Source organism: Moraxella lacunata (assembly GCF_900453205.1).
In the GTDB taxonomy this organism is placed as follows: domain Bacteria; phylum Pseudomonadota; class Gammaproteobacteria; order Pseudomonadales; family Moraxellaceae; genus Moraxella; species Moraxella lacunata_B.
The window spans coordinates 194,596-220,883 of the sequence record NZ_UGQU01000003.1 but is presented as its reverse complement, the minus strand read 5'-3'; the positions used below and the strand labels follow the sequence as shown (position 1 = coordinate 220,883).

Here is a 26,288-nt window from a genome sequence, read left to right as displayed (position 1 = left end):
TTTGAATGTGGACGTGTAGGGGTGAACACAACGCCCAAAAATCAACACTTTATCACAGGGCAAATGTAATTTGCCCCTACAATATATCCAAACCACTTAACAATGTCATTAATTTAATTTCATTCGTTCAATATCAATTTAAAGGAAAACTTATGTCAAACCTTAACGAACAAATGACCAATAACACCGCCGAATTACCCCAAGATGCCAACGCCTTTTTTGAGCGGGCGGATAGTGTGATTACCCTTGCCAACAGCCAATTATCGCCAAACTCTCACGCAGGGCAAGTGGCGGCGTCTTTGACTTATGCCGCTGCTCGTTTTGCGGTGTCAGCAGCGAGCATTGGTTTTGTCAAGGGGTCGGATTTTGCCAAAGAAAAAGCGGACATCATCGCTTTTTATACCGAGCAATACCAAAAAATGCTTAGCGATAATATTGATGATTATGCCGAGAATTTTGAAAAATATACAGGGATTAAAAAGTAGCGTTAATGATGTTTTAAAATCAATGGTATCTTAAAAAGATTGTTAGGGGCGGATATAATTATTCGCCCTTATGATAGCATTTTAAACTACCCCAGACATAACCATGAGCGATAAAATTCCCCTACCCCTAATCTTATATCCCAAAAAGCGAGTACATTGGGTATTGATTGTGTTTTATATTTTTTTGGCGGTATTATTTGGTTTGGGATTTTGGATTGCCAAAGATGAATTTTTTATCAAAATTTTATTTGGTGTTTTATTTTTGATTGCTTTGGGTTTTGTTTTTTATCAGTTTTTTAAAGTAATCAGAGATGAACCTTTCTTTGTTATTGATAAAGACCACCTTTCATTTTTTCACATCACACAGCAAACAATTTATTTTAGGGACATTCAAGCCCACAACCAAGATGTTGGCATATTGGATTATCAAAGCTATCGTGATTTTAAATTTTGGTACATACAAATCCATAAAGATAATGATATACAAAAGATATCTTTGAATGCCTATCGCCACAATCATTTACATCTTGATGAAAAACAGCTATTTGACCTAATCAATCAAGCCTATCAGGGTCGAGATGTTTTAATCATTCCCACAACAAAAATGGGCATTTTTGACAGAGTCAATGTAGGCGGTTTATTGATGATTGTCTTTATGACAAGTATGCTATTATTGGCGATTATCATGGGAATTAAACACGCATGAGCGATAAAATCCCCCTACCGATAGAACTTTATTATTCCAATAAATTCCTGCTATTTTCTTTGGTTATTGGCGGTGCGATGATTTGGATTGAGCAAACGATGAACACCACTACCGATGACTGGTTTATGATTACCATCTCGATTTTATCCATGGTTTTTGGGGTTTTGATTGTTTTGGTATGTGTCATTTCTTTAATCAATCCCACGCCTGCCTTAGTGATTACCCGTTATCGCATTAGTGGCGGACATGGATTATTAAAAAGATTGTTGAATAAAAATAACGCCATTGCTTTTAAAGACATTCACTCATTAGAATTAGATTATCATACTCATAAAGACGTGAAACATTGGCATATTGTCATTTTATTAAAAAATGGCAAAAAATTATATCTGCCTATTAGAAGCATGAAATATGAAACAGTAATAATCAATGAAAAAGAAATCTTTCATCTTATCAATCAAGTTCATCAAGGCAATATACCGCCCACATTTGAAGATTTTGATATGGACATTCATGACCGCATGACAACATGGGGATTGTTTATGATTGGTTTTGTGGTACTGATGTTGGTTGTTGGTAATTTGATGAAATGACGGTAAAACACCATGACTGGTTTTCGCTTGCCCCTATATCTATATCCCACTCAACGCTCCCTTGTGATACAATTCTTTATGCTTGTTGTTTGTATCGGGGCGACTTATTGTTTTTGGTATGTGTTATCTGATGTTGGTAGTTGGTTTATCAATGGGGTTATTTTATTATCGGGTTTGTTTTGGTTGTTTTTTCTGATTATCTTTTTAAAAAATTTAATCATCAAAAAACCCATGCTTATCATTGATAAAGACTATATCATTGGGCGAGGTGTTTTTAATGATAAATTCATAGAGTTTGATGACATTGCGGATTTGTCGTTACACATTCAAGAAAATCACCGTTTTGGATTTATGGTGTATCGCATGGATATCAGCTTAAAGACGGGCGATAATGAACATTTGGCATTAACCACTTGCCGTTATGAGCAAACACTCATCAATGAAAAAGAGATTTTTGCACTCATCAAGCAAATTCATGAAGGCACAATACCGCCACGTTATGAGCCGTTTTATATCGGCAATGACGAACGCATGACATCAACCGCCAAAGTGTATTGGACGGTGATGGCGATTGGGGCGGTGTGGGTTATGTACGAGATATATACACTGTAACAAAAATCCACTCAACCTTGATTGAGCGGATTTTTATCATCTTGCAAATTAGCTTTGATAAGTTTGATTAACTTTGACGATAATTCGGAGCTTCTTTGGTAATCTGCACATCATGAACGTGCGACTCTTTCATACCTGCCGATGTTACTTTGATAAACTCAGGTTTGGTGCGTAGCTCTTCGATGGTGGCACAACCTGTATAGCCCATGGACGAACGCAGACCGCCTGCAAGCTGATTGATGATGCCTGTTACCGAGCCTTTGTATGGCACACGCCCTTCAATACCTTCTGGGACAAGTTTTTCCACGCCTTCTTTGGCATCTTGGAAATAGCGGTCAGACGAGCCATTTTGTCCGCTCATCGCCCCAAGCGACCCCATGCCACGATATGCCTTATAATAGCGACCTTGATACAGCTCCATCTCCCCAGGGGCTTCTTCTGTCCCTGCCAAGAGTCCGCCTACCATGATACAGCTTGCCCCTGCCGCCAGAGCCTTTGCCATGTCGCCAGAAAAACGAATACCACCGTCAGCGATGAGTGGAATGCGATCTTGCAAGGCACTCGCCACGTTGTCAATGGCACTAATCTGTGGCACGCCAATGCCTGCGATGATACGAGTGGTACAGATAGAGCCAGGCCCGATACCCACTTTGACAGCATCCGCCCCAGCGTCTAGTAGGGCAAGAGCAGCATCGCCTGTGGCAATGTTACCGCCGATGACTTGGATATGGGGGTATTTTTTCTTGACAAAGGCGACTTTGTCAATCACGCCACGGCTATGCCCGTGAGCGGTATCCACCACAATCACGTCCACGTTCGCTTCCACCAACGCTTCTACACGGGCTTCGGTGTCCGCCCCTGTACCAACTGCCGCCCCCACACGCAAACGACCTTGGGTGTCTTTGGCGGCGTTGGGGTTGTTTTCGGCTTTGCTAAAATCATTGACAGTAATTAGCCCTTTTAGGCGAAATTCATCATCAATCACAATCACTTTTTCAATGCGGTGCGTGTGAAGTAAGCGTTTGATGTTCTCGGTAGATTCGCCCTCACGCACGGTAACGAGCTTATCTTTTGGGGTCATCACGTTTTTGACAGGTTGGTCAAGGTTGGTCTCAAAACGCAAATCACGGTGCGTTACAATCCCCACCACTTGACGGTTGTCGTCCACCACAGGCACGCCTGAGATGTTGTTTTCACGAGTAATGCGAAGTAGCTCGCCCACGCTTGTGTCAGGGCTTACGGTAATGGGGTCGGCAACTGTGCCTGCTTCGAACTTTTTGACATGGCGGACACGGCTGGCTTGACGAGCGATGTCCATATTTTTGTGGATAATACCCATACCGCCAAGCTGTGCCATGGCGATTGCCATTTTTGATTCGGTAACGGTGTCCATCGCCGCCGATAGGATTGGCAAGTTTAGGTTAATCTCACGGGTTAGGCGAGTGGATAGGCTCACGTCTTTGGGTAACACTTCTGAATAGGCAGGTAGTAGCAGTACATCATCAAAGGTCAGTGCTTCATAACTTAGTCTTAACATAACAGCCCCTTATGGCAAAAAATAAAAAATACACATCAAAAAACCGAAAAAGGCTAAGCAGTCATCTGCCTAGCCTTTGGATATACGGTTGCTTGTTCGTTTTAGCATTGTGTATCGGTTTGTGCGTGTAAAATTAGCGGTGCATTATACGCCAGATTATCCGATTTGGCAAATGTTTTTTTATGATTTATAATGATTTATTTAAAACCTTTGGAGAGTCCATGAAATACCTTGCCCTGCCCTGCTTACTGCTACTAACCGCCTGCTCCACCGCCCAGACCGAGCCAAATGACACGCCCCCAGTCCGCCCCATATTGAACAATCAGCCCGTTTGCACCATGGAATATATGCCTGTCTGTGCCACGCTTGAACAAAACGGACAACAGTTTACCAAAACCTTTGGCAATCGCTGTTCGGCTCACAGTTTTATCCCAAAAGATATCAAAGTCATCAAAGTGGATGACGGGGCGTGTGAATAACGTGCCAAGAAAGGTGCTTGGTACGCACCATAAAACATCTGGGGTATGTTCAACCATCATCAAGCCAATAACACCATCAATGGTGCATGCCCTACAAATAACAGTCAAAACTAGACATCATTACATCAACCCTCACCCCATTTGGAATACAGCAATGAAAACCCAACATCTTATTTTGGCACTAGGCATGGTGCTGTCCATTACCGCCTGTTCTACGCCTAGCACCTCTTCTACCCCCACCACCATCTCCCAGCCCACTCATGATGACACACCTTTTAATCATGGCATGCCAAAACTAAAAAAGCCCATACGACATTGCACCATGGAATATATGCCTGTCTGTGCCACGCTTGAACAAAACGGACAACAGTTTACCAAAACCTTTGGCAATCGCTGTTCGGCTCACAGTTTTATCGATGAAGGGGTAACTGTCGTAGATGTGCGTGATGGCGACTGTGACCCAAGCAAACAAGCACTGATGAGATTTGGTCGTTGATAACAGAAATTTAATACAGGTTGAATGTCTCCCATCGCAAGCTCTGCCATATATGAATTTTATATAAATACGGAGAAAATATAATGAAATTTATTATTATAGCAATATTAATGACTTCATTATTATCTTGCGGTTATGATAAAACGGAGCATCATGTCACTTCAAAAATTAATGCTACTAATAAAGACGAGTACGACCGTTATGTCATACAAAAAATAAATGACATCGTAATAAATGGCGTCATTGATGATGACGAAAAAACGAAAAGGCTGTTGTTGGACTTAGCGCCAGAAGCAAATCGCATGAATGATGAGAACGAAAAGTACAAAGCATTATTGCAAATATATACATTAACAGATGTTCATAAGGCCATAGATTTTATTGATGAAGTTCTTAGGAAAAACCCCGATCATTGGTTACTTATTTATAAATGCCAACTTATGAAAATCAATGATTACGACAATGATAAGGTAACAAATTGCTTTTCTCATATCGCCAAAAAAGCAAAAGAAGAAATTAAGAAAAATAACTATAACAAAAAAGACAATACCAAAGAAATTTTGTCTTACTATCTGGCTGAGATAAATGCTGGAAATGTGGCGTATATTCAAAAATCAAAAGATTTATTAGATAAAATACCAGACCCAAAAAAGAAAGATGAGTTGTATCAAATTTTTAATAGCCAAATAGATATTGAAAATTAACCTTTTTATTATTTGGTTTTATGTATTAAAATCACCCATAAATAATGACGTAAAGCTGTTAATATCACTAAACAATAAACCATTACACCCCCAACACATTTATCAATAGTCCCACCGCCCAACCGATCACTATCGCCAACAGCCATATCATCTCACTTCTTTGAGTGCGTTTGGTTTTGTAAAACCGCCAAGACAAAGGCGTGGCGATAAATGCAACGGCAAATCCTACCAACATATGACCTGTTGGCATGACACAACGTTGTATTCCAGTGTTATCGACAAAGCAGTTAGAGCAAGCAAAAAGGCAAACAAAGTACCACCAAACCAAAACACCCAAAACCCCACCACAAAAAACAGCACGGCAAAAATACCGTCAGCGACTTTTTTGGCTTCTTTGGCAAGGACAATATAAGCAGTCATCACAAACATCATCACACCCAGCACCATCAATCCGCCAAATGTCATCACATCATTTGCCAACAATGCACTGCCACCCGCCAATAATAAGGCGATGATATGGGTAATGATTTGTGTATACATGGATTTTGTCATGATTTATTTACAAGTGATAGCAAAACTCTCGGTACTATCGCCAAGCTCTGCTTTAAAATATATCTTATCATTCGTATTATCATCGGCATAGGTTTTCTCAAAATCCACGCCAACATAATCATAGTTAGGTGCTATCAGCACTTCGGCTTGCTCATTGATTAAGCCATATTTGCCCTGTTGCTGTACAACATAAGTATCGCCATAATGCGTTGGCATTATCATCTCATACTGATAATCGGACAAAAATTTACCTTCAGGACTTATCAGGGCGTACTGCCTATCTTTGGCAACGGCAAATAATCGCCCTGACAAAACTTCTGCACCGTCATAAGTAAAAGCGATGACGGGGCGATTTTGTTTGTCAATAATGCCGTATTTACCTTGCCCTTTTACACCTGCAAAGCCGTCTGTAAAATACAACTCAGCATAATCATAAACAACAGGAATGACAACACTCGCAAGGCTATCTATATAACCGTATTCACCGTCCTTTTCCACCCTTGACAAACCATCAGAAAAACCGCCAATGTCATCATAAAACCCCATTGGCACAACAAACTCACCTTTTTCATTGACAAGCCCAAAAGTGTCATCTATACCGAGCTTACCAAACATTGACTCTCCACTGTCTCTTTGCGCAACCACAATCAGTGCATCACTTGGCTCTGTATAACTGTCATACGCCCAATCATCAGGAAAATCAATCTCATGATAAATTGCAGGCAAAATGAGCTTGCCTGTCTTGTCAATCAGCCCAAACGGATAAGGAAAATCGCCAAATGGCGTTTGCACCACATTACCCACTCGTGCCACGCCTTTTTGATTTAGGCATTCTTGATAAGTAAAGGGAATTTGTGTGGTTGGTTTGACACATGGCACATCAAACTCATCGGCAGTTGTCACATTTACCATGCCAAAAGCCAAACTAATACCACATAACCAAAATAGATGTTTCATTGATATTCTCTTTTATTTATTAACCAAAGAACCTAAATTTAATAATTTCACAAGGGAAGATTGCAATTTTCTCCCTACGGATTATGGGCGATTTAAAAGCTCTTTGATACATTCTTTTAATCCCAAAAACAAAAATTGAGCCATAAAAATAGCTCAATTTTTTATTTACACTCTCCGCCAGCTCGTCCCTGCCCTACTGTCTTCTAGCTCCACGCCTTTTTCTTTTAGTTCGGCACGGATTTGGTCGGCAAGGGCAAAATTTTTTTCTTTTTTTGCATTAGCTCGCTCCAAAATTTTTTCTTCTACATATTTTTTAAAGTCATCTACTGTAAAACCCTCTTTAGTCCAAGACATGCTATATTGCAACGAATGAGTGCTTTTTATTTCCTGTTGAAAAAACTCCGTTGGCTTTTTTTGGGCGATATTTAGCACGCTTGCTAGGGTCTTTAATATCACGGCAAATTGTAGCCCACTTGCCATATCGCCTGCCTTGACCGCCTTATTTATCTCGCCTGCAATCTCAAACAAGATACTCACCGCTTGGGCGGTGTTAAAGTCGTCATTCATCGCACCCACAAAGGCTTGCCCGTACTCGCCTTGCCACGCTGTCTCATCCGTGCCTACCGTATCAAACGGTTTTAGGGCGTGATATAGGCGTGATAAGGCGGTGTGACTTTCTTTTAGGGCGGTGTCTGAGAAGTTAATCGGACTGCGATAATGGCTAGATAGGATAAAAAAGCGAATGGTCTCGGCATGAAAATCCTGCAACACTTCACGAATGGTAAAGAAGTTGTTTAAGGATTTGCTCATTTTTTCGCCGTCCACATTGACAAAACCAACGTGTAGCCAGTTGTTGGCGTAGGGTTTACCTGTCGCCCCTTCGCTTTGGGCAATCTCGTTTTCGTGGTGCGGAAACTGCAAATCATGCCCACCGCCATGAATGTCAAAACTCTCGCCCAAACAGCAGGTACTCATCGCACTGCACTCAATGTGCCAACCAGGGCGACCCAAGCCCCACGGACTTTGCCAATGCGGTTCGGACGGTTTGGCGGATTTCCACAGCACAAAGTCAAAAGGATTATCCTTGTCGTCCACCGTCTCAACCCTTGCCCCTGCTTGCATATCGGCAAGTTTGCGTTTGGAGAGCTTGCCATAGTCGGGGAAATTTGCCACCTTATAATACACGTCGCCACTTGCCCCCTGATAGGCTAAGTCTTTGGACTGCAGGGTGTGTATCATATCAAGCATCTGAGGAATGTGGTCGGTTGCTTTGGGTTCGCTGGTCGGACGTAAGCACCCCAAACGGTCGGCATCTTCGTGCATGGCTTTGATAAAACGCTCGGTCAGCTCGCCAATGGTTTCTCCGTTTTCGCCTGCTCGTTTGATGATTTTGTCGTCAATGTCGGTGATATTGCGGACGTAGTTTACCTCAAAATAACGAGACAACCAACGATAAATCACATCAAAACTCACCATGACCCGAGCGTGCCCGATATGACAATAATCGTACACCGTCATGCCACAGACGTACATACCCACTTTGCCGTCATGGATAGGAACAAACCGCTCTTTTTGTGCCGATAGGGTATTATAAAGGTGTAAATCGCTCATGGTGTGCCTTTTGGGTAACTGGTGTAAATAAAAGCCTTTATCATAGCAGAATTTAGGGGAAAGTGCTATAATTTACCAAAAATTAACCAAGGTCATCACATGAGATATTTACCATTGGTATTACTTGGCTATGCCATGTGTGCATCGGCAGTCAATGTCTATAACCCAAATGATTTATCCGATATCAAGACCTTGGATAATGTCAAAGACGTTGTGTTATATGGCGTATATTTTGACCATGTGCTACTGCAAAATACAGAACCCTGCATAAAGCCTTCTGCTGATTTTGAATTTGTAGAATGTCCAAATCACCAAGGGCTTGCTCGGGTCGGTAATTATGTTCAAACCCCTTTTGGTCAAGCCCCCTACCCTTTGGGTATGATAGACAAAGACGGCAAATTATTGCTAGATAATATTTACCACAAAATCCATATCCCCGAAAGCTTACAAGCCATCGCCACCGATGTCAGCCCCCAGTCTTTTGTCATTACCACCTTAGACCTTGACGGCTTAGACGAGTTAAAGGCAGACGATGAGTCTGATACTGCAACGGTCATTGATGAGAGAATGCGATACGCCTTGGTTGATACCAAAGGCAGAATGATTGTGCCGTTTGGGCATTATGATAACATCATCGATGGGCATGATGATGTATTTACTGTCGAAAAAGACGGGCTGTATGGCGTGATAGACGCACACGGTCATGAAATCATCACACCCATGTATGACAACCTAGTCATGTTTTATCAAGGGTTTTCAGGTTTATATAAAAATGGCAAATATGGCATCATCAATTTAAATAACAAAACCGTGATTGATTTTAAATACAACGTCATTTATATGCTTAAAAGCGACAGTGGCGATATGTTTTTTAATGCGGTGATGGACAACACGTCTTATTTGTACAACAGTCAAGGCGAAAAAATTTTTGAATTAACCTATCCTGATGAATATGAGATTTTTAGGGATGACATCAATACATTTCAAGGTAAGGATTTTTGGTATTGTTAATTGAGTATACTTTTCTAGAAAGCCGTTCGTGGTGAGCTTGTCGAACCATAACGGTTTTCCTAGACTTCGACAAGCTCAGTCCGAACGGAAAACCTTAAAATCTATCTTTATTTAACAATACCGGATTTTTTTATCATTGCTCCTGATTTTTATAAATCAAGCGGTCAAGTGGGGCTAATAGATACCACTGGCAACGTGATACTGCCTTTTGAATATGACGGCATTTATCCATTTTTGACGGGTCTTACATCCGACCTTGACATGGATGATGACCCACAATACATCAAAGCCATTAAAAAAGATGGGGTTTATTTTTATGACACCACAGGCAAACTCATCAAGCATACTCATCCTTGATATTGATGAGCATTATTAGGACAATGGATAAATTTTGACTTTAAAAAGCACCACAAAAAAATACCCCAAATCACTTTGGGGTATTTTGCCTTTTATCACTTACCACAAAAGATTAGTAAGTCTCATCCGTCTCAACGATGGTAATCTCGTTACTGGCAGGCTTTTCTGCCTTAGGCTCAGGCTTAGACTCGGTTTTAGGCTCGGCTGTTGGCTTGGTCTCAGATTTTGGTTCGGACTTTGGTTCAGGTTTAGGCTCTGGCTTTGGCTCGCTCTTTTGTGGTGTGCCACTTGGGACATCCTCAGGCTGTAAAATCGCCTCCTCAGGTCTTGGTGTCTGGGCAGGTTCAGGCACCGATGGCAATTCCACAGGGCGGATTTGCACCGTTGGGGCAGGCACGATATCGCTTGATGGTTTGCCAATTTGGGCGGTTTCACGTTTGGCATTGGCTTGGTTTTGGCGATTCATCGAACGCACCGCTGTTGCCATGGTCTCAGACGCCAGTGCGATGACGGGCGTATTGTTATCAATGGCAAGTGCCTCACCGTCTGCTTGGAAGACAAAATCCCCCACCAGACGATTACCACCCATGAGACTCACGTCTTTTTCGATGGCTTGTTCTTCTAGGCTTGCCACGCCTGCCCCGCTAAACGTCTTATTGGCAAAGGCAATCTCTTCGTTAGGCAGGACGACATGAAGCTGTCCACGGCACTCGCCACCGTCTTCACTGACGTTTTGCAGGTCAATGTCTAGCCCCGACAGGCGTGCCTTTAACTGCAATGACAGCTCATCGCTCGCCCCATTGCCCAGTCCACGCACAGACGCGGTGTAGAGCTCATCACGCACAAGGCTGACGACACGGTTTTTTAGACTGACATCATCACAGACCACGGCAGGACGGTCGACCACTTCGGGGGTCGCAACCTCAATCTCCGCCTCGGCTTGTGGCTCGGGACTGTCTTTTTTGGTGCAACCGACCATGCCAGTCAATGCAAGGGCAAGGGCAGACACACAGGCTAAATGGTTAAACGTTTTCATGGCTTATCTCAAATTTGGTTTAAAATTTACTTATAAAATAACTTTAAATAACTTTAAAAAGTGGTCGCCACTTGATACAATGACGCCCAACAAGGCGGTATCATCAAAGCAAAACGTAGCCATTATACCACGCCAAACCCATTTGCCAAATTATTTTTTATCATGAATCAGCCTATCTCCCACGCCCATTTTAATGACCGTAATTTTAATGACATTGCTGACCATTTTGCCAAAAAAGTCTATGGCGGTCTAAAAGGTCAAATCCGCCTTGCCGTGTTAGAGCGAGATTTGTCCGAGCATTTACCCAACCGTCCGCTTCGGGTGTTGGACGTGGGAGCAGGACTTGCCCAAATCAGCCTAAACCTTGCCACCCGTCATGACGTCATCATCAGCGACATCTCCGATGAGATGATACAAAAAGCCCAAACCACCGCTTGTAAGCTTAACGTTTCGCCCCGCTTTATCGTGGCTCCTTATCAAGAACTCACAAGCCTTTTAAAGGGACAAAAATTTGACCTAATCTTATGCCATGCCGTGCTAGAATGGCTGGGCGAACCTGCCAAAATCATGGCGTTTTTTGATGAATTTTTAGCCGATGACGGTTATTTATCCTTATGCTTTTACAACCCTGCCAGCATGGTTTATCGCAACCTTATCATGGGCAATTTTTATCAATTAGCACGCCCCAAACCTGCCGACAACAAAAGCCTAACGCCAAACAACCCTGTATCTTATGACACGGTCAAATCATGGCTTGATGACGGGGGATATACCACCCTTTGCCAGTCGGGGATACGAGTATTTTCTGACTACGCTCCCTTAAAACGTGGCGGACACAACAACCCTGATGATGTCGTGGCAATGGAGCTTAACTATTCCCAAACCCACCCTTTTTGGCAAATGGGGCGGTATTTACATATTTTGGCGAAAAGATAGGAGCTAAAAACACTTACTCTTTTTCTTTTAAAAAATCATCTTTTTCCAAAAAGACATCGCCCTGCTCATAAGGGTTTTCATACCCCTTAACCACTTGCAAATCCCGAATGTTCTTTTGAATGGTAATCACCGCAAAGAGTGACAAGGTAAACGCCATAAAATAATAGCCCTTTTCGCTAAGTAGCAAAGTGGCGTTCCATAGACCCACGGTCATGAGTAACACCGCAAGCCCCAACGCCAACCAACTAATGCCATAATAAATGCCCGACACAGGGATATTTTCTGCTTTATCACGAATGGTTTTTTGTAGACTAATCGCCGCATACAGCCCCAATGCCAACACCGCAAAATAATAACCCTTTTCGTTTAACATCATCTCGGCATTCCACAGACCAATCAAAAAGCCAAGCACACCCACGCCCAAAACCGCCCAAGACGCACCGACATAAGCCGATGTTGGTTTATTAATGATTTGCATGGTTTTTTCCTTTTATCATTTAAAAAAATTAATAGATATTTTTAGAGTTTTGAATAATATAGCAAAATAAAACAAAACCGACAAGTGTACTTTATGGCATGATTTGGCTTTTGGTATTGACCATATTATAAACAATTTATAAACAACAATACGATTTTTGACCCAATTTTTCATAAAATCATCGCACTGCCTTGCAATTTGCCACGCCTGCCACCATAACAAGCTGACATTATAAGAATTTATTTGGAGTTTATCATGTCTGATAACCAAACCTTGCCCCTACTTGCCGTGCGTGATGTCGTGGTCTATCCACACATGCAAATCGCCCTATTTGTGGGACGTGAGCAGTCCATTAACGCCATACAGCTTGCCAATGAGAGCTTTGATGGTCATCTGCTTGTGGTCTCACAAAAAGACTCGCTGTCAGAAGAGATTAACACCGACAATCTCTACCGCTTTGGCACGGTGTGCAGGGTTATTAGCACCATGCCCCACGATGCTGACGAAAACTGCCTAAAAGTACTCATCGAAGGACAGACTCGTGCCAAAGTGGCAGGCGTTGATATTGATGAGACGCATAACGCTTTTGTGGCGGTGTTTCATGAACAGCCTGTCACCGACACGCTCGGCGATGATGACAAAGACGCTCATAAAAAGGTATTGATGGATTTTTTTGCCAGTTTTGCCGAAGAGAACCTACGCAACGGACGTGAGATTACCCGTGTGGCAGGCAAGATTGGCGACTTGACCGAACTCATGTACTTTATCGCCACTCGGGTGTCCATGCCCCTTGACAAAAAACAAACACTCCTTGAAGATGGCGACATCATGGATTATTACCACACGCTGACTGAGTTTTTTGTGAGCAATCATGCCGAGCAATCGCTTGAAAATGAACTCCAAGAAACCGTGCGTAAGCAAATGGAAAATAATCATCGTGAGTATTTTTTAAATGAAAAAATGAAAGCGATTAAATCCGAGCTGTCCGATTTAAATGATGGAGCGGACGAAGAAGACGGCGAACTTGAAAAACGCCTAAAAGAAGCCGACCTGCCTGATGATGTCCGCAAAAAGGCAGAAACCGAATTTAAAAAGTTAAAGCAAATGCCCCCAAGCTCATCGGAGGCGTCTGTGGTGCGTGGCTATGTGGAGTGGATACTTGACACCCCATGGAAAAAAGCAAGCAAGGTATCCATTGACCTTGCCAAAGCCAAAGAAACCCTTGATAAAGACCACTATGGGCTTGATGATGTCAAAGACCGCATTTTAGAATACCTAGCGGTGCAATCTCGTGTCAAAAAACTGCGAGGCCCTATCCTATGCCTAGTAGGTCCCCCAGGGGTTGGTAAGACGTCGCTTGGCGAGAGTATCGCTCGTGCCACAGGGCGTAAGTTTGTGCGTATGGCGTTGGGCGGTGTGCGTGATGAAGCTGAGATTCGTGGGCATAGACGTACCTATATCGGAGCCATGCCGGGCAAAATCGTACAGTCCTTGGCAAAAGTAGAAGTTAAAAATCCGCTATTTTTGCTCGATGAAATCGACAAAATGGCACAGGACTATCGTGGCGACCCTGCGTCTGCCTTACTAGAGGTGCTTGACCCATCTCAAAACAACAGCTTTAATGACCATTATCTTGACTTAGATTTGAATTTGTCGGAGGTGATGTTTATCTGTACTGCCAACAGCATGAACATACCGCCAGCCCTGCTTGACCGCATGGAAGTCATTCGTCTGCCTGGGTACACCGAAGACGAAAAAATGAACATCGCTCACAACTATCTCACTCCCAAAGCCCTAGAACAAAATGGACTTGGTAAAGATGAGCTGGACATTACCGATGATGCCGTTCTTAGCATTATCCGCCACTATACCCGTGAGGCAGGCGTGCGAAACTTGGAGCGTGAAATTAACAAGATCAGCCGTAAAGCGGTGCGTTCACAAGTTGAGACTTATGGCATTAAACCCAAAAAAGGCACGAAAATTGAGCCGTTATCGGTAACGGACGACAACATTGCCGATTATTTGGGTGTTAAACCCTTTGACTTTGGCTTGGCAGAAAAAGAGCCTGAGATTGGGCGGATTACAGGGCTTGCGTGGACATCGGTAGGCGGTGAGCTACTGACCATTGAGACTGCCACTATGCAAGGCAAGGGCGAGCTTGTCTTTACAGGGTCGCTTGGTGATGTCATGAAAGAGTCTATCCGTGCCGCCATGAGCGTGGTGCGAGCAGGAGGCGAACGCTTTGGTATCAGCTATGATAAGTTCAAAGACACCGACATTCATGTGCATATGCCCGAAGGTGCCACGCCAAAAGACGGTCCGTCCGCAGGTATTGCTCTGACTACCGCTTTGGTATCCGCCTTTACAGGCATTGCCATTCGTGCCGACATCGCCATGACGGGGGAAGTTACCTTGCGTGGTAAAGTGCTAAAAATCGGCGGTCTAAAAGAAAAACTGCTTGCCGCTCATCGTGGCGGTATCAAGCACGTGCTTATCCCCAAGTCCAACGAGCCCGACCTTGCCGACATTCCTGACAATGTCAAAGAAGGCTTGACCATTCAAGCGGTTGAGACCATTGATGAAGTCCTAAAAGTCGCCCTAGTCGCCCCGCTCATGCCTTTAAAGCCGAGCGTGGTGGTGAAGGCAGACGAGCAGGCGCTCAGAAGCTGATTAAAAAAGAAGCCTTAAAGCACCCCAAAACCCTGTCCATTGGCAGGGTTTTGTTGTGGGTACATTTTGGCTTGTCTCTCATCCCAAAATCCGCTAAGATAGGGAGGATTTCTCTTATTTTTCCTAACTTATCTTAATTGGCGATAACCATGAAACAACTTCTAAACCCCCTTCTCATCGCCCTATTCCTTGTACCCTTATCCGCTTTGGCGTGTGAAAAACCACAAGTGTCGGGACATGATGTTGGTTGCTTGCAGGGTGGCTTGGCGACAGTATGGCAACAGGATAAACAGGGTATTGCCGATAAAACAGGTAAAATTATTATTCCTGCTCAATATGATTTTGTCGGCAATTTTTCAGAAGGCTTGGCAATCGTAGAACAAAATAATAAATATGGCTTTATTGATAAAACGAACAAAATCGTTATTCCTATTCAATATGATGATGCTTGGCATTTTTCAGAGGGTTTGGCAGGTGTAGAGCAAAATGACAAATGGGGATTTATTGATAAAACAGGCGAAGTGATTATCCCCTTTAAATATCAGATTGCCGGTCTTTTTATTGATGGTTTGGCTGTTGTAGAATTAGATAACAAATATGGCTTTATTGATAAAACAGGTAAAATAGCCATACCTTTTCAATATGACTACGCTTCTTGGGGATTTGAAAACGGCAAAGCCAAAGTCTCATTAAATGGCGAAACTTTTTATATAGACAAAACAGGAAAACGCCTAGACTAGCCCAAAGGGTTTGCGATGATTTTTCCCAAATCGCTAAATTTTTAGTATAATAATCCGTTTTAAGTTTTAACATCACTTTTAAGAGCTATCATGACTATCCAATCCCTACTTCACACCCACCTACAAACCGCCATGATAAACGCAGGGGCGGACAAAGACACCGACCCTGTCATCAAGCAATCAGGCAAGCCCCAATTTGGCGACTACCAAGCCAATGGCGTGATGAGCGTTGCCAAAAAACTTGGCACAAACCCACGAGAATTTGCCCAAAAAGTACTTGATGAGCTGGCAAATAGCCAAGCCTTGGGCGGTATTGCCGACAAATTGGAAATCGCAGGGCCGGGCTTTATTAACATCTTTCTTGACAAAGAATTTCTTGCCAAGTCCGTCCACACCGCTCGCACGTCCGACCGCTTGGGCATTACGTCCGACCACACCGAGACGGTTGTCATTGACTATTCATCGCCAAACGTTGCCAAAGAGATGCACGTTGGGCATTTGCGTTCTACCATTATTGGTGACAGCTCGGTGCGTGTGCTTGAATTTTTGGGCGACACCGTCATTCGTGCCAACCATGTGGGCGACTGGGGTACGCAGTTTGGTATGCTCATCGCCTATCTTGAAAAAATGCAAAACGAAAACGCCTCCGACATGGAATTATCCGACCTAGAAGCCTTTTATCGTGATGCCAAAGCGACTTATGACAGCGATACCGACTTTGCCGAAAAAGCTCGTGGCTATGTGGTCAAGCTCCAAAGTGGCGATGAATATTGCCTTGCCATGTGGCAAAAACTCGTTGCCATTACCATGAGCCAAAACCAAGCCAGTTACGAACGCCTAAACGTAACCCTAACCGATAAAGACATCATGGGAGAGAGCCTTTATAACCCCATGCTCCCCGACATCGTCAAAACCCTAAAAGAAAAAGGCGTGGCGGTAGAAGATGACGGAGCGACCGTGGTGTATCTGCCCGAATTTAAAAACAAAGAAGGCGAGCCACTTGGTATCATCATTCAGAAAAAAGACGGCGGATTTTTGTACACCACCACCGACATCGCCGCCGCAAGCTACCGCTATCACACCTTGCACGCTGACCGTGCCATTGTCTATTCTGACACTCGTCAAGCCCAACACATGGCACAGGCGTGGGCGATTGCACGGCTTGGCGGATTTGTGCCTGATACCTTTAAATTAGAACATCACAATTTTGGCATGATGCTTGGCAAAGACGGCAAACCGTTCAAAACTCGTACAGGCGGTACGGTCAAACTTGCCGACCTGCTTGATGAAGCCGTTGCCCGTGCCACCGTCTTGATAGACAGCAAAAACCCAGACGTAACTGCCGATGAGCGGACGGCACTCATTGATGCGGTTGCCATTGGGGCGGTCAAATATGCCGACCTATCCAAGCACCGCACGACCGATTATGTGTTTGACTGGGGCAGTATGTTAAACTTTGAAGGCAACACCGCCCCTTATATGCAGTACGCCTATACTCGTGTGCGTTCTATTTTTGCCAAAGCAGGGGTAAATCCTGACACGCTGACAGGCGAGATTGTCATCACGGACGACAAAGAGCGAGCATTAGCGGTCAAATTATTGCAATTTGAAGAAGCCCTACGCCAAGTCGCCAAAGACGGCACACCCCATGTGTTGTGTGGCTATCTGTATGAATTGGCTGGCATTTTTTCATCGTTTTATGAAGCCTGTCCGATACTGTCGGCAGATGACGACACCAAAAATAGCCGTCTGCAACTGGCAGATTTGACCGCTAAGACCTTAAAAACAGGCTTGGATTTACTCGGTATTAAGACGGTTGAGAAAATGTAATTGATAAAATCACGATTGCCATTGGGTTGTCCTAATGGCATTTTTTTAAATTGAGAAAACCATGTTTGACAAATTTGGCAACATCAATACCGACAACTTAGACATTACCGCCCTGCCCCATTGGTCATTTGGCGACAGTCCACAAATGGCGGATGAGCTTGTAGAGCTTGTCCTAGACGGTAAAAAGCGAGCCACTTGCACCGCCCTGCATTGGCATTTGGACGAGCCAGCTTATCCCGTTGGTAGCCTACAAGTCATCACAGACGGACAAAACTGCCCACGCTGTATCATCCAAAACACCGCCCAATTCATCATTCGCTTTTGTGATGTTGATGAAAAATTGGCACGTCAAGAAGGCGAAGGCGATTTGTCGCTTGATTTTTGGCGGACGGCTCATCAAGAATTTTTTGAGCGGTTTGAGGTATTTGATGATAAAATGTGGTTGTTGTTTGAAACCTTTGATGTTATAAAAATCCTTGATTAGCCATTGCAAAATCATACAATCATGCTATGATAATAAATCATTTATTATCCGCTTATCATGAATACGCCCACTTTAACGCTATCACGCCGTTATCATTTATTACGCCAAAGAAATGACACATGGCGATTATTAACCGCCAAACGTGCTCCTATTATTTTGGCATGTGCCGAACAATTATTCATGAGCCAAAATCAAACGCCCACCATGGATATGGCGGTGCAGTTATTAACCAATTGTTTTAATGAATTTATTCATGACAAAGAATTGATTGATAAAGACCCACACGCATTAGCCAAACAAGAATGGAGAGATTGGCTAAAACGTGGTTTAATCATAGAAAGAAATAATGAAGTTTTTGCAACCGATGCCCTACAAAAAGCCATTTATTTTATCAAAGGCTTAGAAGATGATGCCATCATGACTTCTACGACATCAAGATTACAAACCGTCCAATCAGAAATAGAAAAAGCCTATATCCGCCTAAATCCCAATCAACAAGAAAGAGAACAATATCTCCAAAAACAAATAAACCTATTACATCAAGAATTAGCCAATATTAAAAACGGCGATTTTGAATTATTAGATACGCATTCATCCAAAGAAATGCTCCAAAACATCTATGAACTTGCCATGAGTCTATATCATGATTTTCGCCGTGTGGAAGATTCTTATCGGCAAATGGATAAAGAATTAAGAGAGAAAGTCATTCGTGAACAATATCATCGTGGGCAGGTAATTCACACGTTATTGGATTATCATGATGAGCTAATTAGCACGCCAGAAGGTCGGGTATTTCAAGGATTTAATTATGCCTTACAACACAATCATATTGACGAACTCAATCATCAAATAAAGCAACTGGTAGCATATGGCATTAGCCAAAATAGCCTAACGCCCACTCAATTATTCAATTTATCCACGCTAATTAGCTCTTTAAATAAAGAAGCCAGTCAAGTCATTCGTGCCAAGCAAAATATGGAAAAAGACGTTAGAAGTTTTATCCAAACAGGCTTGGCAACCGAACATCACAGAGTTGGTGATTTATTAAATCAAATATTTAAAGAAGCTCTCAATATAGATTGGCAAGATTATAGTACCAAACACACGCCAAGTCATCTACCGCCCATTGCCATTGAGTTAAATAAAATTGCCAGTATTGAGCGTTTTTTAATTCATGAATATAAAACAGATGACAATCATCAATTAAATCTAGATAATCAAAGCATTGATTTAAACAGCGTAGATTCATCATTTTGGCAAGCCTTGGACGGATTAGATAGGCAAGATTGGTTTGATAAAACCAAAGCCCTATTATCCCATTCAGATAAGCCCTTATCCATTGCTGATTTACACCAACAATTACCCATACCTGATAATTACGATTTAGAAGCGATTGCTTTATGGATTGAAATGGCATGTCGCACATCATCCATATCAGACACTTATGAATATATTATTCTAAAACGCAATACAAATCATGATGAATTATGGCAATTTAAAGTACCTGTTATCGCCTTACAAAAGCACCATTTTGATGAATTGTCATTAGATGATATTTAAAAAAAGGATTATTATGGATATGCAATTTCTTTATGATACCAACCAAACCTTAAAAAATTCCATACAAGATTTATTAAAACATGGCTATATAGAAAAACATCAAAAGCCCAATATTTATCAACAGCTATTTGGCAATATAGACTTTATCAATGCTTATTTGTCCGTCATGGATTTATCAATGCACATTGACGATATTCGTGGTGTTATTTATGTTGGTATCTATCAAAAAATTTATGATGCCATTATTGATGATACAACACATCATGAAACTCATGATAAAAATAACCGTGATGAAAATCCAATCAATAATAACCATAGCCCAATACCGTCTTATGATGAAATGTGGTCGCACCCTTTTATTCGCCGTCAAAGATTAACATTGCACCAGTCTTTATTAATAGCAATTTTAAGACAAAAATTTGTGGAAATAGAAAGCCAAAGCGGTGTTGGCACAAATACAGTTTGGGTGGATTTTGATGACCTAAAAAACCAATATTTTTCTTACATCAATCATAGTGGCAGTGAAAAAAGTGATGATGATTCATTAAAACGCTTATTATCCCAATTAAAAGACTATGGCATTATTGGCGATATGGACGAACAAGGAAAAATCATCATTCGCCCCCTAATCGCTCATTTGGCAAATCCTGAAAATCTTAGTCAGTTTTTAATGCAATTAAAGAATCTAAATGGAGTATATGATGAATAATGGCAGTTATTTTTTACATCAAATAGATGTCTATAATTGGGGCGGTTTTTATGGATTGCACACCGCTCATATTGATAAAGAAGGCACAGCGATTATTGGGCAAACAGGCAGCGGCAAAACCACACTCATTGATGCATTGATGACTTTATTGGTTACCAAACCTTATTACAATCTTGCATCCACAGGCGGACATGAGAGCGATAGGGATTTGATGAGTTATATTCGTGGCATTGCCAATCCTGATGATAAAGACGACACCAATCGCACAGGCAAAACCATAACGGCAATTCGTGCTTATTTTTATCCCATTAAGACAGATTCATCAACACAAATTTATCAGCAAGAGCTATTTGGCGATAATACTTTTGTTAGTCAAAACCAACCAAAAACTACCGTCCAACTAACTGCCATTTTTTGGATAGATAGTAATAGCAATCATGCCAAAGACAGAAATGATTTATGGATATTTTCTCATGATGATTTTTCTTTAAAAGACTACATTCAAGAATTTCATCAAAGTGGCAAACGTGGCTTTAAGGCATGGATTAAAAATCATGACAATATTCATGTATTTGACAGCAAAAGCAGTTATTTATCAAAAGTCCAAAACTTTTTTGATGTATCAGACAATGCCTTTAAATTATTAAATCGCACCGTGGGCTTAAAGCAATTAAACAGCATTGATGAGATATTTCGTGAATTGGTATTAGACGATGAGTCTTTATTTGAAAAGGCTAATGACATCATCACGCAATTTGATGATTTAAGTCAAATACGCCAAGATGTACAAACCGCCAAAAAACAACAACAATCTTTATTGCCACTTAAAAATCTACAAAAACAGTGGCAAGAAAATGACAATCGAATAACGCACATCAATACTTTGATTGATTATTTGCCCATTTGGTATAACTATCACGCTCATGGTATTTATGATGACATTCAAAAAGAACTAAAAATAGATAATGAGCAACTAAAAATAACACTAAATCACGCCGAACAAGAAAAAGAAAATACCAAACAACAAAAAGAGTTATTACAAAGCCAATATTATCAAAAAGGCGGTAATGATATTACTCATCTAAAAAGACAGATAGAGCAAACCCAAAAAGACCTTGATAAAACTTCTAAATATCATAAGCAATATCTCTCGCTTATTCATTATTTTGGTTTGACTTATCAAGACAGCCAACAAGACTTTTTGAAAAATAAAGAGCAATTAGCCAATATCCAAGAGCAAATTCGTCAAAACATTGAAAATACAACCCAAGAATTGCATGAAATCGGTGCAAAAAGACACTCTCATCAAAATGACATCACAAACATCAACGCACAATTAAATGAAGCCAAAAAACAAACATCTAATATTCCCTTAGAATTTATCAAATTTAAAGAGAGCCTTGCCGAGCATTTAAATATCGCTTGTGATGAATTGTATTATTTGGCAGAATTGATAGAAGTGCAAGACAAAGCATGGCAAGGGGCGATTGAGCGAGCCATAGGCAGTCATCGCCTAAGATTATTTGTGCCAGAATATCTCACACAATCAGCATTGGCATGGGTAAATCATCGCCAAAACCGCTTGCACGTGCGTTTATTTAGTGCCACAAATACACCCACTCACAAAGAGATATTTCATGACAGCTTTATTCATAAATTAACCATTAAAGACAACCATTTGTCATTATCAGTATTTCATGTATTGGCTGACATTGATAGGCATTGTGTGAATGATACAAATGCCCTGCAACATACCCCGCACGCCATGACCAAAGAAGGCTTAATGTCTAATCAAAAACGTTATTTTGACAAACAAGACCAAAAATCCCTAAAAGATGATTGGCTAACAGGATTTGATAATAAAAATTTGGTTCATCAATTAAGTACCCAATTAAAACAATCAACTGATGAATACAAAATAGCCGATCAACAATATCAGAATTTATCCGATATAATCAAAGAATTAAATAATAAAGAGCGAAGTATTATATTATTAAAAGACATGGCATTTGATGATATTGATGTTATTTCATTATCAAACACACTTGATAATCTTAATCGTCATTATCAAGAATTAACCAAACCCGATAGCGATTTGGCAAAATTAAATAGACAGATTGATGACTTAGCCCATGAGGTTAACAACCAAGAAAATCTAATTACAGACATCATGGTAGAGTTAAAAGAAAATGAAAAAGACATCAAAAAATACACCCAAGAGATTGATAAAATTAACCATTTCTTTAATAACATCAATACCAAAGAAATCATCACTCACAAAAACTTTATCGCCTTAAAAGAGTATTGCCCGCCAATCAATAAAGACAATATTCACAATATTGACAAGGAAAGATTGGCATCTTATGAAAAACTAAATCATCAAAAAGACGATTATCAACGCCAAAAAAATGAATATGAAAAAAGCATTGTCTCACAAATGGGAAAAGCCAAAAATGCAGATACAGGCAGTCTTAGCGAATGTGGCACACAGATGATTGATTTGCCTGAGTATTTGACACGGCTTGATTATTTAGAAAGCGAAGGCTTGCCTATTCAGGAGAAAAAGTTTAATGAATATTTGGTGTCATCATCTACCGACAGCGTGGGGCAATTATTAAAAGCCATTGAATATCAAGTTGGCAACATAAAAGAGCGTATTGACAAATTAAATCATGTATTAAAAAGTGTGGATTTTGATAAAAATAAATATTTAAGATTAAATACCAAACCCGTTATTCATCAGTCTTTATTAGAATTTGAACAAGCCAAAAAGAGATTGGAAGGCTTTTATTTAAATATCAAAACTGACAATACCGAAGGGCATTATTTAGCCCTAAAACAGCTCATTGATTTATTAAGTCAAGCCGTGGATAAAAAACACACATTATCGGCACGTTCTTTATTGGACGCACGGTTTAGATTGCAGTTTTCTATTTCGGTCATATCCAGAATGGATGATACTGAATTGAGCAGTTTTGTTGGCTCACAGCGTGGCAGTGGCGGTGAAAAAGAAATCATCGCCAGTTATGTTTTGACCGCATCTTTAAGTTATGCTCTAAACCCAAAAGGCATGAGCCTACCTACATTCTCCACCATTATTTTGGATGAAGCCTTTTCAAAAAGCTCGCAAGTGGTTGCAGGGCGTATTGTGAATGCAATTTGGGCATTTGGCTTACATCCTTTATTTGTTACACCAAATAAAGAAATGCGACTATTAAGACAATATACCAAAAGTGCGATATTGGTACACAGATTAGGTAAATATGCCAGCATTCAAAGTTATTCTTGGGAGCGATTACAACAAGAAGCCGATAAAATAAATCAGGAAAAACAATCATGACACGCTTAAAAAGCCCTGATGATATCATCAATATTCTGCACAAAGATTGGCAAAATAAATCCAAAAGAATAGACAGGCTGTTAAATCATCATTATCCCATAATTATCAAGATTGGTACGCCAACCGCCAATGATTTAAAAAATCATTTGTCTATGGTGCGTGAGCATTTTATCATATGGCATAATTTTGAAAAAGAAGTCTTGAATCATGGCAATATTGCACTTATTTGGCAAAATAAAAAATATCAATCCTTAGGTAATATAGATTATCCTGATTATCTACAACTTAATTCTTATCAAGAATGGCTTTTTTTATTAAAAACAAGACAGACAGAAACCGCCAAACAATTATCATGGGTAATTGATTTATTAGAACACGAATATATCAAACATCATTTATCCAAACATGATGATTTAACCTTTCATCAATTAACCTTAATCATCACTTCTGATAAATACTATGATGAATCCGTGGACACCATGGTTAGCATTATTATTTTAGCAAAATATCTTGACAAACATATCATGGCAGGATATTCATTAAGAAGTTTTGACATCAATATCATTATCAATCGTTGTGCAGAATCTGAAAAACATTATCTTTACAAAAGTCATTTTGACAGTAAATTTTTTGAGCGTTATACTTATTTATTTGAGCAATTATTGGAATTAAGATTTGCCAATGAAGTAAAAAGCGTGGGTCTTGCCCATTTTTTGGGCGTGGATAATAACACCCATTGGCTGTTATTATCCGAATGTTGTGATAAGCCTTTGTATTTGCCATTTTCACAGATTTATGCTCCCCACCATGAATTAGACCCTGATAAAATTATTTGCGATAATATTTTAATCGTTGAAAATAAACACAGTCTAAAACAATTGCCAGCATTAAAAAATACATTGGTGATATTAGGAGCAGGCAATAATCTATCATGGTTAAAAAATAAATCATGGCAACACAAAAAACTCTATTATTGGGGCGATATAGACACATGGGGCATGGCGATATTGGCAAAAGCACAAACTTACCAATCTCATATTACACCCATATTAATGAATCACGATATATTAAATGCCCATCGCCATAAAATCGTTCCCGAACCAAAAAGCATAGAAAATATACCAACAGGATTAAATGATGTACAGTTGGCATTATTTCATCATCTCAAAAACAATCAAATACGCCTTGAACAAGAATTTATTGAGCTTGATTATGTACGCTCTACAATGATAGAATTGGGACTGCATTTTAGGGCGTGTTGAACATTGATAACATTTTTATAAATACACTCTACAAAATGAAAAAGTACCACGGTTTCCGTTCGTGGTGAGCCTGTCGAACCATGACGGAAACCGACCCACAGGCATAGCTCAGGGCGAACAGTTTCCGTAGTAAAATTCAATTTTGTTAGCTGTAAGATGAAAATTTAACATTTCAATCAATTTTTGCATGAAAAATGGCTATCCGACCACTTAACTGTGTGATTTTAAGATTTTTTACTTAACTTTTAAAATTAAGTGGTCGGATTGTTTTTCATAATAAAATTTGTCTGATAGAATGACTATCAACCTGCGTTTTTTTCTTGAAAAACGTGCGATTTTTCTCATTTTTCATTGCAAATACCAATATTCAACACGCCCTATTTAAATAGTTGAGATAATTTATGACAAACAAAAACGCCAATCAAGAACCCCAAACCCTAAATAAAGTCCGTGCCGACAAATGGCTGTGGGCGGCACGATTTTTTCGCACTCGCACCCTTGCCAAAGAAGCGATAGAAGGCGGAAAAGTCCACATGAACGGTCAAAAAATCAAAACGAGCAAAGAGCTACAAGTGGGCGACACGCTAACCATTCGCCAAGGTCATGCCAGCGTCCAAGAACAAAAAACCATCATTATTAAAGCCTTATCTGACAATCGGGGCAGTGCCACCATCGCCCAAACGCTGTACGATGAGACAGATGAGAGCATTGCCACCCGAGAGTTTTTTGCCGAACAACGTAAATTGCAAAACCTTGCCAGACCGTCCACCAAACCCGACAAAAAACAGCGTCGAGACATTGAGAAATTTAAAAATAATTGGTGAAGATTGTACGCAGGAATGTGCCAAAGAAATGGTATCAGGATAGATTACCCCATTCTCAACTTTATATGAGTGCTTGATTTATCAAGGGCGAATTGCAATTTACCCCCTACAACTCACAAAATAATCAACTAATAATCAATAGATTGCAATTTTAAGTTGGGATTGGAGTATAGATTACAAAAAGAGAATTTCCAAATTTTAGGCAAAAAAATGACTTCATCAGCACATCTTCGGCACACTTTGGGATTACTACCGTTGCTACCTTCCGGTCCTGGCGGGGTTCATAAATCAAAGTTGCGAAGCTACCGATGAAGCCGAG

General features: G+C 40.8%; 26 protein-coding genes and 1 other RNA gene. 19 read left to right on the top strand and 8 right to left on the bottom strand.

The features are described 5' to 3' along the window. Nucleotides 1–152 precede the first annotated feature (152 nt). The 4 genes from DX073_RS09975 to DX073_RS09960 all read left to right on the top strand — a co-directional run bounded on the left by DX073_RS09975 (nucleotide 153) and on the right by DX073_RS09960 (nucleotide 2,396). Nucleotides 153–485, top strand: coding sequence for a DUF3144 domain-containing protein (locus DX073_RS09975; RefSeq protein ID WP_079363991.1), 333 nt, complete (start codon nucleotides 153–155; stop codon nucleotides 483–485). 103 nt (nucleotides 486–588) lie between these two features. After that, a complete protein-coding gene (locus DX073_RS09970; protein WP_115007916.1) occupies nucleotides 589–1,191 on the top strand; it encodes a hypothetical protein in 603 nt (200 codons plus the stop codon). Beyond that, nucleotides 1,188–1,784, top strand: a complete 597-nt coding sequence (locus DX073_RS09965) for a hypothetical protein (protein WP_115007915.1) — start codon at nucleotides 1,188–1,190, stop codon at nucleotides 1,782–1,784. Before DX073_RS09970 ends, DX073_RS09965 begins: the two co-directional genes overlap by 4 nt. 12 nt (nucleotides 1,785–1,796) lie before the next feature. Next, entirely contained in the window at nucleotides 1,797–2,396 is a 600-nt protein-coding gene (locus DX073_RS09960) for a hypothetical protein (protein ID WP_147279718.1), read from the top strand. Nucleotides 2,397–2,463: 67 nt separating this feature from the next. Here the strand turns inward: DX073_RS09960 and guaB are convergent, their stop codons facing one another. Next, nucleotides 2,464–3,933 (bottom strand): IMP dehydrogenase, encoded by a 1,470-nt coding sequence (guaB, locus tag DX073_RS09955; RefSeq protein WP_115007913.1) that lies wholly within the window; start codon nucleotides 3,931–3,933, stop codon nucleotides 2,464–2,466. Between the two features lie 221 nt (nucleotides 3,934–4,154). Between guaB and DX073_RS09950 the strand changes: the two genes are divergently transcribed. The 3 genes from DX073_RS09950 to DX073_RS09940 all read left to right on the top strand — a co-directional run bounded on the left by DX073_RS09950 (nucleotide 4,155) and on the right by DX073_RS09940 (nucleotide 5,612). Then, complete coding sequence (locus DX073_RS09950; protein WP_147279717.1) at nucleotides 4,155–4,412, top strand: hypothetical protein; 258 nt, start codon at nucleotides 4,155–4,157, stop codon at nucleotides 4,410–4,412. 154 nt (nucleotides 4,413–4,566) lie between these two features. Continuing rightward, nucleotides 4,567–4,908 (top strand): hypothetical protein, encoded by a 342-nt coding sequence (locus DX073_RS09945; RefSeq protein ID WP_115007911.1) that lies wholly within the window; start codon nucleotides 4,567–4,569, stop codon nucleotides 4,906–4,908. An 83-nt stretch (nucleotides 4,909–4,991) separates the two neighbouring features. Continuing rightward, complete coding sequence (locus DX073_RS09940; protein ID WP_115007910.1) at nucleotides 4,992–5,612, top strand: hypothetical protein; 621 nt, start codon at nucleotides 4,992–4,994, stop codon at nucleotides 5,610–5,612. Between the two features lie 82 nt (nucleotides 5,613–5,694). On the opposite strand, the gene DX073_RS14355 is transcribed toward DX073_RS09940, so the two are convergent. From DX073_RS14355 to cysS, 4 genes are all read right to left on the bottom strand, one after another. Further along, nucleotides 5,695–5,862, bottom strand: a complete 168-nt coding sequence (locus DX073_RS14355; protein WP_181814423.1) for a hypothetical protein — start codon at nucleotides 5,860–5,862, stop codon at nucleotides 5,695–5,697. Beyond that, nucleotides 5,838–6,164, bottom strand: coding sequence for a hypothetical protein (locus DX073_RS09935; RefSeq protein ID WP_115007909.1), 327 nt, complete (start codon nucleotides 6,162–6,164; stop codon nucleotides 5,838–5,840). The genes DX073_RS14355 and DX073_RS09935 overlap by 25 nt, the downstream gene beginning before the upstream one ends. Before the next feature lie 3 nt (nucleotides 6,165–6,167). Further along, a complete protein-coding gene (locus tag DX073_RS09930) occupies nucleotides 6,168–7,121 on the bottom strand; it encodes a WG repeat-containing protein (protein WP_115007908.1) in 954 nt (317 codons plus the stop codon). A 165-nt stretch (nucleotides 7,122–7,286) separates the two neighbouring features. Beyond that, on the bottom strand, nucleotides 7,287–8,732 hold the full coding sequence (cysS, locus tag DX073_RS09925; protein WP_115007907.1) for a cysteine--tRNA ligase: 1,446 nt from the start codon (nucleotides 8,730–8,732) through the stop codon (nucleotides 7,287–7,289). Between the two features lie 99 nt (nucleotides 8,733–8,831). Between cysS and DX073_RS09920 the strand changes: the two genes are divergently transcribed. Together DX073_RS09920 and DX073_RS09915 are read left to right on the top strand one after the other, a co-directional pair. Next, nucleotides 8,832–9,743 carry a WG repeat-containing protein gene (locus tag DX073_RS09920; protein ID WP_115007906.1) on the top strand — a complete coding sequence of 304 codons (912 nt, stop codon included), beginning with the start codon at nucleotides 8,832–8,834 and terminating at the stop codon, nucleotides 9,741–9,743. A gap of 168 nt (nucleotides 9,744–9,911) precedes the next feature. Continuing rightward, nucleotides 9,912–10,100, top strand: a complete 189-nt coding sequence (locus tag DX073_RS09915; RefSeq protein ID WP_181814422.1) for a WG repeat-containing protein — start codon at nucleotides 9,912–9,914, stop codon at nucleotides 10,098–10,100. 112 nt (nucleotides 10,101–10,212) lie between these two features. Here the strand turns inward: DX073_RS09915 and DX073_RS14550 are convergent, their stop codons facing one another. Beyond that, nucleotides 10,213–11,136 (bottom strand): hypothetical protein, encoded by a 924-nt coding sequence (locus DX073_RS14550; RefSeq protein ID WP_220186743.1) that lies wholly within the window; start codon nucleotides 11,134–11,136, stop codon nucleotides 10,213–10,215. Between the two features lie 162 nt (nucleotides 11,137–11,298). On the opposite strand from DX073_RS14550, the gene DX073_RS09905 reads away from it, so the two are divergent. Continuing rightward, the gene (locus tag DX073_RS09905; RefSeq protein ID WP_115007904.1) at nucleotides 11,299–12,072 is read left to right on the top strand and encodes a methyltransferase domain-containing protein; all 774 of its coding nucleotides are present in this window, start codon (nucleotides 11,299–11,301) and stop codon (nucleotides 12,070–12,072) included. 13 nt (nucleotides 12,073–12,085) lie between these two features. Here DX073_RS09905 and yiaA read toward each other — a convergent pair whose 3' ends face one another. Continuing rightward, nucleotides 12,086–12,550 (bottom strand): inner membrane protein YiaA, encoded by a 465-nt coding sequence (gene yiaA, locus DX073_RS09900; RefSeq protein ID WP_115007903.1) that lies wholly within the window; start codon nucleotides 12,548–12,550, stop codon nucleotides 12,086–12,088. 255 nt (nucleotides 12,551–12,805) lie between these two features. Between yiaA and lon the strand changes: the two genes are divergently transcribed. The 9 genes from lon to DX073_RS09850 all read left to right on the top strand — a co-directional run bounded on the left by lon (nucleotide 12,806) and on the right by DX073_RS09850 (nucleotide 25,969). Next, nucleotides 12,806–15,220 (top strand): endopeptidase La, encoded by a 2,415-nt coding sequence (gene lon / locus DX073_RS09890; RefSeq protein WP_115007901.1) that lies wholly within the window; start codon nucleotides 12,806–12,808, stop codon nucleotides 15,218–15,220. Nucleotides 15,221–15,369: 149 nt separating this feature from the next. Beyond that, nucleotides 15,370–15,960, top strand: coding sequence for a WG repeat-containing protein (locus DX073_RS09885; protein ID WP_115007900.1), 591 nt, complete (start codon nucleotides 15,370–15,372; stop codon nucleotides 15,958–15,960). 90 nt (nucleotides 15,961–16,050) lie between these two features. Continuing rightward, on the top strand, nucleotides 16,051–17,790 hold the full coding sequence (argS, locus tag DX073_RS09880; protein WP_115007899.1) for an arginine--tRNA ligase: 1,740 nt from the start codon (nucleotides 16,051–16,053) through the stop codon (nucleotides 17,788–17,790). Between the two features lie 61 nt (nucleotides 17,791–17,851). Further along, nucleotides 17,852–18,274 carry an ASCH domain-containing protein gene (locus DX073_RS09875; RefSeq protein ID WP_115007898.1) on the top strand — a complete coding sequence of 141 codons (423 nt, stop codon included), beginning with the start codon at nucleotides 17,852–17,854 and terminating at the stop codon, nucleotides 18,272–18,274. A gap of 57 nt (nucleotides 18,275–18,331) precedes the next feature. Continuing rightward, nucleotides 18,332–19,834 (top strand): DUF3375 family protein, encoded by a 1,503-nt coding sequence (locus tag DX073_RS09870; protein ID WP_115007897.1) that lies wholly within the window; start codon nucleotides 18,332–18,334, stop codon nucleotides 19,832–19,834. A gap of 13 nt (nucleotides 19,835–19,847) precedes the next feature. Further along, nucleotides 19,848–20,543, top strand: coding sequence for a DUF4194 domain-containing protein (locus tag DX073_RS09865; protein ID WP_181814421.1), 696 nt, complete (start codon nucleotides 19,848–19,850; stop codon nucleotides 20,541–20,543). Next, nucleotides 20,524–23,883, top strand: coding sequence for an ATP-binding protein (locus tag DX073_RS09860; RefSeq protein WP_115007895.1), 3,360 nt, complete (start codon nucleotides 20,524–20,526; stop codon nucleotides 23,881–23,883). Before DX073_RS09865 ends, DX073_RS09860 begins: the two co-directional genes overlap by 20 nt. Then, a complete protein-coding gene (locus DX073_RS09855; RefSeq protein ID WP_115007894.1) occupies nucleotides 23,880–25,145 on the top strand; it encodes a Wadjet anti-phage system protein JetD domain-containing protein in 1,266 nt (421 codons plus the stop codon). The genes DX073_RS09860 and DX073_RS09855 overlap by 4 nt, the downstream gene beginning before the upstream one ends. A gap of 401 nt (nucleotides 25,146–25,546) precedes the next feature. Continuing rightward, nucleotides 25,547–25,969 (top strand): RNA-binding S4 domain-containing protein, encoded by a 423-nt coding sequence (locus DX073_RS09850; protein WP_115007893.1) that lies wholly within the window; start codon nucleotides 25,547–25,549, stop codon nucleotides 25,967–25,969. 214 nt (nucleotides 25,970–26,183) lie between these two features. Here DX073_RS09850 and ffs read toward each other — a convergent pair. Next, an RNA gene (ffs, locus tag DX073_RS09845) (signal recognition particle sRNA small type) lies at nucleotides 26,184–26,280 on the bottom strand. Between the last annotated feature and the right edge of the window lie 8 nt (nucleotides 26,281–26,288).